Origin of the sequence: Stenotrophomonas sp. OVS01A, from assembly GCF_019969775.1 — a bacterium.
GTDB classification, from domain to species: Bacteria; Pseudomonadota; Gammaproteobacteria; order Xanthomonadales; family Xanthomonadaceae; genus Stenotrophomonas; species Stenotrophomonas indicatrix.
In genome coordinates this window covers 814,828-829,543 of record NZ_JAHXYV010000002.1, presented here as the reverse complement: position 1 = coordinate 829,543, position 14,716 = coordinate 814,828, and the positions used below count along the sequence as shown (strand labels likewise).

The following is a 14,716-nucleotide window of genomic DNA, read 5'->3' as shown; positions in this document are numbered from 1 at the left end:
CGGGGGCAATGGGAATACCCCACTGCCCCTTGCTGTGCACTATGCCAGGCGCATTGCCGGATGCTCGCGCACCTGGTTGTCCAGTTCCTGCTGCTGACGCTGGGACTGGGCCTGTTGCCGTTCTGCACTGGCCAGCTCCAGACGCTGCAACGACTGCTCTACCGGCGTCTTCACGGCCACATCGGTGGGCATGGAAGCCCTCAGGTGTGCCGGGTCGTTCATCTCGCCCTGCACCACGAACACGTTGCGGCCAGCTGGGCTGTCCGCCGTCTGCGCGCTGAGCAGCACATGGTCGGCACGGTCCAGGTTGTTCTGCCGGGCCAGGACCATCACGCTGGCGGTCAGACGTTCACTGCTTGCATCCGGCGTGCGTCCTGCTCTGGCATCGATGCCGGCGACATGCCCGCTGACCTGCTGCAGCAGACTGTACTCGGCGTGGTCCGGGCCAATGTCCGCCAGACGCGTTGGCGAACGCTGGGGGCCTGGCATGCCATCGACCGATGCAGTGAGCGGGCTGCGGGTGATGGAGCGGTAGGGATCTTCCGGGTGGAAGTGGGTGGCCTTCTGCTGGCGCTCAAGGCGGACTTCGCGCGCGTCGTTGAGTTCGGCGATGCGGGCCGGTTCCGTGACATCGCGTTTGATCAGCAGGCCATCCAGTGAGCGAAAGTGAACCCACTTGTTGTCCTGTTCGAAGTACAGCGAAAAATCGTCATGCCTGCCGATAGCATTGGGACTGACTGCGGAAAGCTCGCCAACGGCTTGGAACTCATGCCCACCGAGCTTCGTCAGATACTCCCCTCCCGCCTTCCAGCCCAACTGGGTAATGGCATCCACGCTGGTGTTCTTTACACGCGGGATGCCACCCCCGTCGTTGTCGAGCATGTTGCTCCAGATCTGCTCGAGCTTCTGCGGGCCACTCTTTTCCAGTGCGGCCTGAAGCAGCACGCGGGGTGTCCAGCAATTGGGATCCAGATGATGCTGATCGAAGGCGCGATCGTGGGCCAGCATCACGTCAGCCCCAGGCAGGTTCAGCGCCAGGTCCGGGCGGCGTTCCGCCATCCACCTCTGCCGTAGTTCCAGATCTCTATCAAGCAGTGTCTGACCAAACGATTCCCACTGGCGCTCGGTCAATTCGGCGTTGGGGAACCGGGAACCTTCATCTTGCTGCGTCCTGGCGAAGCTCTGCGCATAGCTGTTCGCAACCCTTCCTGGCAGGCTGTCATTCCTGACGACACCCAATGCCAGCGTTCCGTATCCGTCGGCGCCCGGCAACTGCGACAGGTAGTTCCAATAGAGCTCGCGGTTGCCATCCTTGGCATAGCTGCCAAGGATCCTGAGGTCATGTTCGGTCAATCCACTCATGCCTGAATCCTTCCTTGGATCAATTGGATCGGGTGCGCGTGATGACATCTCTGATAGCGTCTTCCATACGCTTCCAGTCCTTCAGGAAGGCTCTCTTGTAATCCAGGGTAACGGAGAGCTTGTTGTCACCATCGACGAAGTAGTGAACACAGCCGGCGGCAACCTCACCTTGCACGCTGATCACCTGATCACCCTCCAGGCGCACGCCGTCCTGACGAAAGCCCTCGGCATCACACTTGATGAACGTGCTGATCCGGCCATCGGCCTGGCGTGCGACGTACCAGTCCCTTTCGTAGGCTGGATTCCGGACGGGAGCCTTCCCATATCGCGCCTCGTAGCGCTTTGCGAACTCCTTCATTGCCGCCTCGTCGATGGCGTACGGCGTCAACCCCATCGTCTCAGACAGCGGGATTCGGAGATCGAGCCTATCCCTGGGATCTCCGCGTTCCACCGAATCCGCCTCGGTAAGAGCCTCGTTGGACGCGTAGCGCTCCATCAAGCCCTCGATGGGAACGCGATCAACGTAATTGATCCGAACGGAAATTTCCTTGCGGAAATCATTGGTCCTTGGATTAGCCCGCGCCCCCGGCAACGTCGGCGTCATGTCCGGCCATTCAATGACCAGCGAAACGCCTTCACCGGGCCAAGGCGCAATCTGGCTGTCCAGATAGTTGGCGGGGATGCGGAAGGTATTCGGCCCCAGCTTCACATCCACGGGCGCGTCGGTGTAGGTGTGGCCGTTTAGGGTGCGGCCGGTCTGCGTTGCGCCAGGCATGGCGGGATTCCTTTCGTGTTCGGTGGATGGCGGTCGTGCGCAGGCACTGGCGCTCACAGCGACGGCGATTGCGAGTGCCAGGCACCGGCCGGAGGACATCGGGTGCATCGGGCCATTCCATTGCAGGGTTTGGCTCCACTATAGAAAGATTGAGATCGGTGGAACAGGCCCCGGGAATATCCCTTCAGGCATTTCGAACACTTCCGAAGTCGGCGTGACCTCGGTCCTCCGGTTCACAGACTGCTCAACGATCGAGCGACCCGGGATCCAGGTTCCGATGAATGAATCGACCAGCTTCATCCCACTCGGGCGGTGAAAGGTCCATTGATTCCGGATCGACAGCGTATTGATCCTCTGTCAGCGCCTGCAGGCTCTGCTGAATCGCTGTACGGAATGAGGAGACGTCAAAGTCCTTCGGCTTGCGTGACTGGCGACTCCAGTTGTCGACCGCGTACAGTAGAGTGGAGCTATAGGCAACCCATTGAGCGACTGCATCGAGATGGCAGACCTGCGTCCATTCAAGCTGACCAACCGCCAGGAACGCGTGTTTGGATCGGTAATAGCGCGTTAGATCGCGTGTCGCCGCCATGGATTGCAGAACGGCTTCATCGTCCAGCACACCGCCCATGCGATGCATCTCAAATCCGAAAATGAAACGGGTAACGGCGGTACCGAACTCCTGGGCGGCCAGATCCTTCTGCAGGTGCGCTTCTACCCGATTGATGTCGATCCGCCAAAGTCCTTGACTGGCATCGAAACGCCATCCCTGCCTAAGGGCAGTGGCTTCGAAACATCCAGTTGACCAAGTTATCCGGTGCTCGAATTCCATCGGGGAATGTTCCTCTGCGATCCGTGCAAGGGCTACAAGAGGCAGCGCGTCGGCTTTGCCGGGAAAATGCCCCGCAGCTTACTGGTCTCGGGTCAGGCGAAGATTACCGTCGGAGGGAAGCAGCACGCGGTACACCTGACGCTCGCCAGCGCCCAGCGTCAGATTCTGCGAGGTGGAAATGTTCGGGCAGAGACCACCGCCCGTTTCCAGTTTGAGGAAGTAGGCTCCCGGAACAACATGGAGCGTAGCTGCCTCGCCCTGCCTGATTGCCATCACCTTCTCGTTGTTGAGAGAGATGTCATGCGAGCAACCGGAGCCAAAGTAACCTTTGTCACGGCTGATATAGATCGTCGCCGAGCGCTCAGCAGACTTCTGCAAGTACTGCGGCAGGTAGACCCGCTCGGAAGGGATCGGTTTGGCCTGGGCCTCCGTCACTGGCACCGTGGAGCATCCGGCCAGCGAGAAAAGAGCGGCTGCAAAGGTCAGCGCTACGACGTTCCTCATCCATTTCCCCAGATCGTTTTCCCAGAGTTTACCTGAGAGTCCAGCGGATCAGAGGGCGGGAAGCACGGGTTCACCGCCCTCATCCTGTCCGTGGCAATGCGCCGGCAAGTCAAGGGACAAGACAGCGCTCTACTTGCAACGACAATGCTTCGCAGGCGTCGAACAGACCATCGACCAGCGCTGCCGACGGATAGGAGCCCGGATCGTCGTTCTCCCGCGCTACGTGTGCGGCGTGCAACATGGCAGTGAGCGCGGTGATGCCCGATGCGCTTCGAGTGGCCAACGCCAAGTCGAAAGCACGACCGGGCGTGAGGCGGTTTTCGGACCACGGTGTGCCGTCCGCACGATGGCCTTTGCCGTGGCCTTGCAGGAACGTGAAGAACGCAGAGGGAGGCGCGGACTCGGCGACATCGCTGAGTGCGTCTTCCATCTTTTCGGCGAGAGCATTGGGAAGATCGCGCACGGAATCGCCGAGCAGCGCGTGCAGACGGGGATAGTCGGGAAGCAGGTCAGACATGGCGGCAACCTCACGGTGTGGCCACCTGCAGATGCAAGGTGGCGGACGGTGCGGGTTGGCGTGCCGGATACGTACCACTAAAGCCGGCGGATCGAGAGATCCCCACGCACCGCCCGCCATGGACTGGCAGACGGTGCATTGTCGTGATTACAGTTGCGGCTGCAACACGATCCGTAGTGATACGTAAGTTCGGGACGCCAATCCCGGCCTAGGCAGGTGCCTTGGCGAGGCCATGATTCGCGCGCCGTCCGGCGCTGAAAAGAGGCAGAGACAGCATTGTGTGCAGCCTGCGACAGCCGGGGCCTTCTGCGAAGTGGAGCCGTGACGAAGCGCACGCACCGGAGCAGTCGACCGTCGCCCACGGCATGGCCGATTACGACGATCGGATTACCCAAAGCGCCGCCATCATGCAGATCACGACCCGCCTACAGGTTCGACGCGTTCCGCCACAGACTGCTACGGGCGCGCATGGGGCATGGCCACGGTCACTACTGCCCCATCATGATGGGCGCCTTGCATTCACTGCGGAAGTTCGCCGCCTTGCGGTCCAGCGCTACGCGCAGTTGCGGAACCCGCGCCATCTTGCCGCGCATCGCTGACACGGGCAGCGCGCCCGCAAACTCGGACTGAGTCACTCCCAGCGGATCGGGACCACGACGGATGTTCCAGACAAGGGCGTCCAGGTTCGTGCCAAATGCCAGCACCGTGTCCAACGACAACAACGCTCGTCCATACAGGCCTCCATCCTGAAGGCGCGTCCAGTCCATGGTGTTGGTCAGGCTGGTGGAGTGAACCGAGAACCGTCTGGCCGGATCGGCGGAGCGGTACAGATGAATCCACGTATGCCCCGGGTCTTTCAGTGGCTGGCCGATCTCCTTTGCGTTGAACCGGAACTCCATGCCTACAACCACGTCGCGCTCGGGAACGGCCTTCTGACGGATCGCATCACGTGGCCAGTGGTAGGTCAGGTTCCAACTGAACGAGGCACCGGTGCCGAAAGAGACCTGCTTCGATGTCCATTGATAGGTGTCGCGCGATTCCGTAGCCCCGGTGGCTCCATCCACATAGCGCAGGGCGTCCCAGATCCCGTCAGCCTCTTCCGACCAGAGACCACACGCCAATGATTGGACGGCTGCTTGCGCAGCGGCGGGCAGTGCTGCGGCCAACAGCGCGACGGCCAACACACGGATTCGGCGCGGGAAATGCTGCATCAGCTTCGACATGGGAATCCTTCCTGGATTGCAACCATTGAACGACGGCGAGCTCGGGTTGCGGGCCCCATGGTAACCCGGTGCAAGCCTGCGTTCGCCCAGACGGAGGCGGTACAAGCCGCAAGCGACACCAAGCCCGCTTATCATTGGCTCGTAAGGGCACTTTACGCCCATTGACGTATGCAAGGCAGTTTCTGGATGTCTATGGAATGGCGCCCCTCGGGCTGGGGCCAGCGTTTGACCCGTTCAGCACACTGGTTGCTGCGGCTGGAAGGCGAATACGTCGAGATTCGCATGGGTGGCAAGCACTACCGCCAGCACGTGGACGATGATGCGCGCGTGCGGATCATTCCGGGCCTGTTCTGGGCCCGGGTCGAGCTGCAGACTGAAGACCATCACACGGTGTCCGTCGATGGCCTGCCCAACCGCCAAGCATCCCAGCTTTCGGCCGCCGTGCAGCAGGTCCTGTTTACCTGCACGACCCGCGGTCGCAAAGCGCTCTTTGCAGACATCCTCGCGCAGATCCACTGCTGGCTGGCCAAGGCAGACACCCTGACCGACCGCGGCAGCGCCGACCGCCGCTGGATCACCCACGAACAGCAGCAAGCACTGCTGGCCGAGCGGCCCGCCCTGCCCCTGCAGCCGTCCGAGCTGCAGCAGCTGTTTCTCGATGACGCCGTACACGAAGACCTGCACGCGCACAGCCACCGTGCCGCGCTGGACGCCCTGCGCGACTGGGAACTGGATTGGCCATCCGTCTGGGCCGAGGCCAACGCGTCCATGGCAACGCGCGAGCTGGTGCTGGCCAGGAACTTCCTGCAACGGGTGGAGAGCAAGCCGCTTACCGAAGAACAAGCCCGCGCGGTCATCTGTTTCGACAACCGCGTGCAGGTGGTCGCCTCAGCCGGCTCCGGCAAGACCTCCGCTATGGTGGCCAAGGCTGCTTACGCTATCGACCGTGGCTTTGTGGCCCCCGAGCGCATCGTGATGCTGGCCTTCAACAAGGATGCCGCCAAAGAGCTGGAAGATCGGGCACAGCGATCCTTCGAGCGGCTAGGCATCGGCGATACCGTGGTGGAGGCGCGCACTTTCCATGCACTTGGCCTGTCCATCATCGCCAAGGCGACGGGGCGCAAGCCCGATATTCCCGAATGGGCCGTCGAAGCAACGCTGGGGTTCAACAAGCTGGCCGAGCTGGTGGACGACCTGAAGGACCGTTCGACCCACTTCCGCACCCAGTGGGACATGTTCCGGCTGGTATTCGGGCGCGATCTGCCGCCACTGGGCGCGCAGATGCTGGCCGATGGCTACGACCGAGATGGCACCCCCTACATCCGCACCCTGCAGGGCGAACGGGTGAAGAGCCTGGAAGAGTGCGTGATTGCCGATTGGCTGTTCTACAACGGCGTGGCCTACAACTACGAGCGGCGCTACGAATTCGATACCGCCACCGATACCCATCGCCAATATCGCCCGGACTTCTATTATCCGGACGCCAAGCTGTATCACGAGCACTTCGCGCTGGATGCCGACGGCCAGCCGCCGCAGCAGTTTGCCAACTACGCCGATGGCGTGCGCTGGAAACGCGAGCAGCATGCCGCACGCGGTACCGCGCTGGTCGAGACCACCTCGTTCGGGCTACGCAGTGGCGAGGCCCTGCACCACCTGTCGGAACGGCTGGGCGAATCACGCATCGAGCTGGACCCCAACCCGGACCGCGAACTGCCCGATACCGGCGCCAAGCCCATGCCCGATGCCGATCTGATCGGGCTGATGCGCACTTTCATTGCACACGCCAAGAGCAACTGCCTGAGCCTGGAAGACATGGCCGAGCGTCTGCGGCAGATGCCCGAGGATCAGTTCAAGGAACGTTACCGGCGCTTCCTTGAAATCGCCGGACCCGTGTTCCAGGCGTGGGACGACGCGCTGGCAGACGAACGCAGCATCGACTTCGAAGACATGTTGAACATGGCCGCCGAGCTGCTGGAACAAGGCCACTATGAATCGCCCTACGAACTGGTGATGGCCGACGAATTCCAGGACGCCTCGCGCGCCCGCGCCCGCCTGTGCCGCGCCTTGGTCAACCGCCCGGGCCGCTATCTGTTTGCCGTGGGCGACGACTGGCAGTCGATCAACCGCTTCGCCGGCGCCGATGTTTCAGTGATGACCGATTTCCGCGAATGGATGGGGCACGGCCAGGTGCTGAAACTGGAGCAGACGTTCCGCTGCCCACAGGCACTGTGTGATGTTTCCAGTCGCTTCATCAGCCGCAATCCGACGCAGATTGCCAAGACGGTTTGTTCTGCTACACCGGCAATGGGTCCGGTGCTGCAGGCGTTCCAGATGAACCGGCGTGAGGAGGTGCAGGATGGTGTTCGCCAGTACCTTGCCAAGCTGCACCAGCAGCTGTTGTCAGGTGCGGTTCCGCAGGGACGCGACGGGCGCGTTAGCGTGTTTGTTCTGGGGCGCTACCGCGCGGATCGCGGTGCAGTGCCTTCGGATTGGAAGACGGCCTTCGGCAGCACGATGGAGGTCGAGTTCCTGACCGCACATCGATCGAAGGGCCGCGAGGCGGACTACGTGATCCTGCCAGGCATGATCAATCGCAGTTTCCCGAGCCTACGCTCGGATGACCCGGTGCTTTCGCTGGCAATGCCGGATGGTGATACCTATCCACTGAGCGAAGAACGACGGTTGTTCTATGTCGCGCTGACGCGTGCGCGACGGTCGGTTGCGATGTTCACTTTGCTGGGGAAGCACTCACCGTTCCTGGACGAGCTGGTGAACGAAGGTGCCGTAGAGGTCACCGGGATTTCAGGGACGGCTATCAACGACGAGCGCTGCCCAGTATGCAAGGTGGGGGTGTTTGTCGACAGAACGGGACCGCATGGGCCTTTCAGGTCATGCTCCAGTTACCCGTTGTGCCATAGCAAGCCCAGAAGTGGGCGTCGCGGGTAAGCACAGCAGCAGCCAGGAGCGCAGAACACGCGCCGCACGAACCATGATGCGGGAGCGGACACCGGGTGCCATGGACTCACAACCATGAGCAGCTGAACATGGCGCACCAGCAATGACACACACCCATAGCACTGCACCTCGATGACAATATTCGCTTTGATCGCACTTTCCCTCTCCACCTGCATGACACTTACCGGTTGCATCGCACCCTTCCGGGTAAAGCTGCACGATCGGGCGACTTCCGGTATGGCCCCGTCAGAAAAGTCGGCAACCCTCCCGTCGTCAGCGCCCCCGCAGCACTGAAACCGTAAGTCGCTGCGCCGGACATGCATCCGCTGGCCAAGCAGTACAGTTCGTGTGCACGCAGGCGCGCGACGCGGCGTACTCACTCACAGGGCAGCCTTCGCCGATGCTGCAGCCCCCAGTGATTTGGACAAAGCACCGGCACTGATCGATCAGAAGTGGGACGTTCTCGCCTCGTCCGACCCGGCGGTAATCGAAGCCGGCGCTTCACGCGAACTCCCGATAGAACCAGCCGACGGCGTTGCATTCGACATGACGGGCAGCGAACATGCGGCGAACTGGGCAACGCCGCAGTTCAATTCTCATCGTTTCACCGCGACAGTATCCTGCGCCGATGTCTGCCTGCCTTCAGAAGCGGGGCTCTTTAGAGTCCAGATTTTGTCGTAGCGGCCTTTACCGGGATCTGTTGTGCATAGGCGGCCGGCGTCAGGGCACCTAGCGTCTTCTTCGCTCGTTCCTCGGTGTACTCCCGCCGCCAGGTTTCGATAACGTTGCGGGCGTGCAGCAATGTCGGGACGGGGCATAGATACGCGCCCCGCCTCTCGTGTGGAATTTCGGCGACTCGCTGTCATTCCTGAGCCGGGCGCTCCACCACCAATCCATTTCGCAAGTCCAGAGCACCACATGCCAAAAGCGACTCGGTCCGCCCCACGAGAGCCGCACGCAACTGCGCGCTCGTGGTTCGGAAGCCCAGCCGGCGCGACACCTGGAGCGCGACTTCGTCCAATGTCGCGCCTAGGTTCTCGCGCACCAACTCCAAGATCGCGACATCCATCTCCATGGGTGGAAGCAGTTCGGGGCGCCGCAGGCTCAGGGACTGAACGCTGCTTCTGTCACGCACTCGAATACCGCGTCCAGGCCACAGAAGGAACTCGCCATCCTGCAGCACCAGACCGTCTTCGACTGCCCGCCGGATGCCCTCATCAACCGCGCTCTGGATGCGCCCTCCTGCCCGTTGCAAGCCCCATAGCGAACGAATGCGCACGACGACCTCTGACCGATGGATTGGGCTCTCGATGTGAACCAAGTCGCGCACAAAACCTGCCATCCGCATCGCAGGAACTGTATGCAGCTCCTGTTGCTGGCTGGGCACCGCGAAGTTGGCTTCCACGTAAGGATCGGTGTTGGGTAACTCGTCAGAGCTGACCAGACCCACCTCGACGAAATCGTTGTGGTCCACGCTCTCGATGTTGATTGGAACGGCGCGCGATCGAGAGACCGTCTCCGCCTCAAAGGGATCCGGCTCCAGTTTTGAGCGCTCGATGACGCGCACCAAGGCGTCAAGCTCCGCGGCGGGCCTCAGGAACCATTCGGCACTCCACACCCTGTGGACTTGCCAGCCCTTGTCGCGTAGCGCCTGGTCACGCAGACGATCTCTATCGCGCGCACCGTTCGACCTTCGGTACGAGTCTCCGTCGCATTCGATACCAATGACATAGCGTCCCGGCTTCTCCGGATCGGCGATGGCAATGTCGACGAAGAACCCGGCCACGCCCACATGCATATGAAGGTCGTAACCACGAGCGATGAGCGCTTTGGCGACCTCCTGCTCGAACGTCTTCTTGCGCTCCTCGACAGCTTCGCTTGCGATATGGAGACGTCCGGTGCGGGCATAGTGCAAGAACAGTTTGAGCGCGGCAGTGCCTTTACCCTTGCCCCGACTGAGGTCGATGTCTTCATCGGTGATAGACGAAAAGATCTCACATCGTGATTTGGCCCGACTGATGAGCACGTTGAGACGGCGTTCGCCGCCCTCGCTACTGACCGGACCGAAGTTCATGCTCACGCCGCCGCGCGCATCTCGGCCATAGCCGATAGAGATGAAGATGACATCGCGTTCGTCGCCCTGGATGTTCTCCAGACTTTTGACGAAGAAAGGCTCATGGGCATGCGCCGTGAAGAAGCCTTCGGTTTCAGGATGTTGGCGACGCAGCAGTTCCACTTCGTCGAAGATTGCACGCCGCTGCTGGGTCGAGAAAGCGGCAGCCCCCAACGTGAGATGTGGTGTCGTTTGTGCGTGAGCAATAACGGCCATGGCAACCGTCCTCGCTTCACGCGCGTTGGTGCTGGTCCCGCCCCGGTCATAAACGGCGTCTGGCAAGTGGTGAAACCGCAGACCCACTCCCGCCTCACTCGTGTAGGGGCTTGGCACGATCAGCAGCTTGTTCTCGTAGAACTGACTGTTGGAAACCGCGATTAGAGACTGGTGGCGGCTTCGGTAGTGCCACTGGAGCATTCGATCCGGCAACCCACGCGCCAAGCACAGGCCCAAGATACTCTCCACGTCGGCAGGCGCTGCGGAGTCATCCAACGGTGTGGACGAATCGCCCAACGCTCTTGAGAAGAACCGCGTGGGGGGCAATTGACGCTCGTCCCCCACGATGACCAGTTGCTTCGCACGGGCAATAGCACCCAAGGCATCGATTGGCTGGACCTGGCTTGCCTCGTCGATGACCAAAAGATCGAATTCCACCGCGCCGGGCGGTAAAAACTGCGCCACCGACAGCGGACTCATCATGAAGACTGGCTTGAGTGCCTGGATGGCAGGCGCCGCCGACACCATCAGTTGGCGAATAGGGAGGTGGCTTCTCTTCTTCGCCATCTCGCCGAGAATCACCGCCACAGGGCCAGCGGCCCCGCTCTTCGATGGGATTCGTTCGCGATGCGAGCGCGAAACCTGCCGCCGAGCCAGGTCAATGCGGCTTCGGTCCAGCTCGCAAAACGACTCGACAATCTCGGTCTGCTTTTTGCCGTCGAACGTCGCCAGCTCCGGGTCCCGGGCCACCATTGCCGACAGAACCGCCTCGTAATAGGCTAGATCGAACGTGCCGCGAGCCTCATCGGGAGCCAGCGAACCGGTCGCCAGCGCATCGACGAAGTTCTTCAGGCCACGTCGTTCAGCCACATTTGCTTGAGCGATATAAGCAACCCATTGCGGGAGGCCTTCCGGATCTGCTTCCCACGCTTTGAGCTGGACCATCGCGGCATTCACGGAGACCTCAGCGGGATCCGGTGCGACCTCTTCGTTACCCGCAAATCGCAGGGCAGTGAATAGCTCAGAAAGCTTGATGCCCAGCCTTTCAGCTTCCTCAAGCTGATTTGTCGCCTGCTCGAGCTTCTGCTGGGGGTCGGCAGTGCGCGAGGCCAGCACCCTCAAGTCAGTATTGGTAGTCATCCAGAGACAGGCTTCTTGGAGCGCAGCAGCATCCGAAGCAGCGCCTAGCCATAGGTCACCGAACGCGGCTTCACCTTGCGGGTCGATTTGAGCAAGTGCGGCAAGTGCTGCCTGAGTGCTGGTGAGAGCGTCGATGCGTTCAAGGGCAAGTGACGCGGTCAACGCCTTGGCGTCATTCAGCGAATCGCACACCAAAATGGCCTGCCCGAACGGGGCCGTGTCGTCCAACAATCGAAGCAGCGGAACCCTCGGAAGCGAGGACTCTACCGCACTCCACAGCATCTGCCCGCTGGTGAGCAGTGATTCGTGTATGGGAGACAAAAGGGCCTGGACTTCGGCAAGCCCGGGGACCAAACGATCCGCCAACTCAGCCGCTAACCCCCTGTCACCAATAGCAGCAACTTGCTCGCGAGCGCCCAGCCCGAGCGGGCGCATGCCGCGCATCCAAGCTACTACGCCCCTCAAGAAAGCAGTATCAGAGCGATCACGCTCCCAGTTAGCACCGAATGCCTCCTCGCCCTGAGCATTGCCCTCCTCGACCCGACGAAGCGCTGCCTGTGCGTCAAGGAGTTTGTCCAATTCTGGAAGCAACTGATCAGCCGGCAGCTTGGGATTTCGAAGCTGCGCGCGGACCAGCCGATTCGCAGCGCGCCACTCGCCGCTTACAAAGCGGAAGAAACTGCCAGTGCGGCTTGCGATTTGCAGCCGGGCGTCCTCAAGGTCAGCGGACCAGGCAGACTCCCGGAACACCCCGCTGAGTTCACGGCGGGCCGTCTGGAATTGCTGCACCCAATCAACCAGGTTCTGGACTGAGTCAACGCCTCGCTCCCAAATACGGGCAACTAGAGCATCGCGATCGATCTGCGGCGCTGAGCTAGCGCGCTCCGCAAGCGCGCAGACATGAGCCATTACCTCAAATGTTAGCGGTCGCTGCTCCCCTACCAGTTGGGCTAGCCGGGCTAGGTCAGAAGTCATGCCCGACAGCTTCTGGTGCGCATCGCGCATCGCAGACAGTTCCTTGCCTAGGACGAAGTCTCCAGGAACATTCGACAAGTCTTGCCTCGTCTGCCCCCACTCCTGTTCAAGTGCGGATTCGCATGCAAACTCGTTACAAGTTTGGCGCAGCTCCTGCGCCCGCCGGACATCTTCGATGAGGCTTTCGGGGCCTGCAGGCGCCTCCCACGAGGCGTCTGCGAGTGCGTCGGACCCGAGGGGCGGTGCCGTCAGCAGAATCTTGGCTCGCTCGATTGCGGCTTGTGGCGCGTCGAGGCGGTCGGAGAACTGAAGATCGAGCATGCCGGTCAGCTCAACGGCGCGTTGCCTCCAGTCCTCCAGTTTATTGGCAAGGTCAGCGATCTCCCGAATCAACCGGTCCCGATCGTTCGGCAGGAGCGCCTCATTCTCCACACCGGCCCAGGCGTGCTGGTCGGGGATGCCCATGGTGAGGACACGGTCACACAGATCCTGAAGCAGCTTCTGGTTTTCTCCCACTCTGTCCCATGCCCACTCGAGCGGCGAATCGAGTCGGATGCGTGCCGTGACATGCCCCTCCCGACGCAGCCGAACAAGGTTGCCGAATACTTCGTAGGGCGTCAGTTTCGACGGCAGCAGTTCTTGATGTAGGCGCAAGGCATGGGCGTTAAGCAAATCGCGTCGCTCAGTGAGCTGACGAACGATCGGGCCGCTGTCCTCATCGGCCAGTGGGCTCAAATTCCATGTCAGTCGCAGTTCTTCGAGCAGGGCTCGCTTGTTCGCCTTGTTGCTGTGAAGCTCAAGACACGCGGCGCCAAGGCGAACTTGGTCCAAGCGCCTCTTCACAACTTCCAGTGCCGCCAGCTTCTCCGCCACGAACAACACGCGCTTCTTCTCGGCAATCGCCCCAGCAATAATGTTGGCGATGGTCTGGGACTTGCCGGTGCCCGGCGGCCCTTGGACCACGATGCTCCGCCCCTTAAGCACATCATGGACGACGAGGGACTGGGAGCTGTCGCTGTCGACGACATGGCGCATATGCTCCGGGCTAACAGTAGCGTCAATGTCCTCATCGTTGGTCGAAATAGCCGCGCCGGGGAAGCCGTCCGAAACTACGCCACGAAGTGCGGGGAGCGCTTCCAGGCCACCAGACTGCTCCCAACTCACGGGGTCCAGATCCCGATACATCATGAACTTAGCAAACGAGAATAAGCCCAGGACCGCATCGTCCGGCACAACTGCCCATTCGGGCTTGCCCTCAATCAGGGCGGCCACCTTGGACAAGTAGTCATCGATGTCGAGGCTTTCGAACTCATCGATCTCGGGGAGCTTTATCTCAAACTGACGTTGCAAGAAGAGCTGGAGCGAGAGGTTGGCAACAATCTCGTCACCCTGCCATCGAAGGTGAAATTTTTCGCCAGCATTGCTGCGCTCCAAGGCAACTGGCACCAGCACGAGGGGAGCATATCGGTCTATCTTAGGCGTGGTCGGAGCTCGCCATTTAAGGTAGCCAATACCGAGATAGAGCACGTTGATGCCCTGCTCTTCCTGAAGCGTGCGGGCGTCGACGTAGAGGTCTAAAAGCCGCTTCTGGAGGCCGGTCGGCGTCAAGCGCGTCGTCAGCTGGGCGTCCCAGTGGCTGACACGGCGTCCCTGTTCGTCCAGCTCTAGGTTGGGCTGCGCCAAAAGCTCAAGGTCGTCCGGCTCATCCTCGAGAAGCGCGAGGTCGGCTTCCGCATCAACAGCGTTGACCTGGACGAGGCTGGCTAAGTCGGACTGTTCGCTTTCCTCGCCAACGGTATCGTCTACGGCCGTCTTTGGATCAGCCCTACCAGCAACGAAGGTGAAGCGCTTTCCGTCGATGACGAGCGTCTGATACATCGCTCGTGCGAGCTCATTGACCACTTCAACCGTCTTGGCATGGCCGGAACGGGGAACGTTAAGCAACCGATTGCGGGTCGATAGGTCGAGCAGCTCCAGGCGGGCCCGATTGACCTTGTCAATCAGCGAGCCTCGCTCCCGGAGCACAGACCCGCTCTCCGGGGCGTCGACCGTCCCTTCCTCAAACGACCTTTCCATGTCTTCCCCCTATGGCCCGAAACTGGGCGCC

The 14,716-nt window shown here is 61.2% G+C and carries 9 protein-coding genes and 1 pseudogene; 2 read left to right on the top strand and 8 right to left on the bottom strand.

All coding sequences use genetic code 11. From position 1 onward, the window contains the following. Positions 1-39: 39 nt before the first annotated feature. The 6 genes from LC407_RS12575 to LC407_RS12550 all read right to left on the bottom strand — a co-directional run bounded on the left by LC407_RS12575 (position 40) and on the right by LC407_RS12550 (position 5,210). Positions 40-1,362 (bottom strand): XVIPCD domain-containing protein, encoded by a 1,323-nt coding sequence (locus LC407_RS12575; protein WP_223482910.1) that lies wholly within the window; start codon positions 1,360-1,362, stop codon positions 40-42. 19 nt (positions 1,363-1,381) lie between these two features. Continuing rightward, complete coding sequence (locus tag LC407_RS12570; RefSeq protein ID WP_134832763.1) at positions 1,382-2,245, bottom strand: hypothetical protein; 864 nt, start codon at positions 2,243-2,245, stop codon at positions 1,382-1,384. A gap of 136 nt (positions 2,246-2,381) precedes the next feature. Then, entirely contained in the window at positions 2,382-2,966 is a 585-nt protein-coding gene (locus LC407_RS12565; RefSeq protein WP_140227303.1) for a hypothetical protein, read from the bottom strand. Positions 2,967-3,044: 78 nt separating this feature from the next. Then, positions 3,045-3,470 carry a hypothetical protein gene (locus LC407_RS12560; protein WP_025878744.1) on the bottom strand — a complete coding sequence of 142 codons (426 nt, stop codon included), beginning with the start codon at positions 3,468-3,470 and terminating at the stop codon, positions 3,045-3,047. A gap of 109 nt (positions 3,471-3,579) precedes the next feature. After that, positions 3,580-3,987 carry a hypothetical protein gene (locus LC407_RS12555; protein WP_154880805.1) on the bottom strand — a complete coding sequence of 136 codons (408 nt, stop codon included), beginning with the start codon at positions 3,985-3,987 and terminating at the stop codon, positions 3,580-3,582. Between the two features lie 488 nt (positions 3,988-4,475). Next, positions 4,476-5,210 carry a hypothetical protein gene (locus LC407_RS12550; protein ID WP_223482909.1) on the bottom strand — a complete coding sequence of 245 codons (735 nt, stop codon included), beginning with the start codon at positions 5,208-5,210 and terminating at the stop codon, positions 4,476-4,478. Positions 5,211-5,402: 192 nt separating this feature from the next. Between LC407_RS12550 and LC407_RS12545 the strand changes: the two genes are divergently transcribed. Together LC407_RS12545 and LC407_RS12540 are read left to right on the top strand one after the other, a co-directional pair. After that, positions 5,403-8,156 carry a UvrD-helicase domain-containing protein gene (locus tag LC407_RS12545; protein WP_223482955.1) on the top strand — a complete coding sequence of 918 codons (2,754 nt, stop codon included), beginning with the start codon at positions 5,403-5,405 and terminating at the stop codon, positions 8,154-8,156. A 429-nt stretch (positions 8,157-8,585) separates the two neighbouring features. Next, entirely contained in the window at positions 8,586-8,846 is a 261-nt protein-coding gene (locus LC407_RS12540; protein WP_223482908.1) for a hypothetical protein, read from the top strand. On the opposite strand, the pseudogene LC407_RS12535 reads toward LC407_RS12540, so the two are convergent. After that, positions 8,824-8,973: pseudogene (locus LC407_RS12535) on the bottom strand (IS3 family transposase); the annotation flags it as partial. The gene LC407_RS12540 and the pseudogene LC407_RS12535 overlap by 23 nt on opposite strands. Positions 8,974-9,027: 54 nt before the next feature. Then, entirely contained in the window at positions 9,028-14,685 is a 5,658-nt protein-coding gene (locus tag LC407_RS12530) for a DUF3320 domain-containing protein (protein ID WP_223482907.1), read from the bottom strand. Positions 14,686-14,716: the final 31 nt, after the last annotated feature.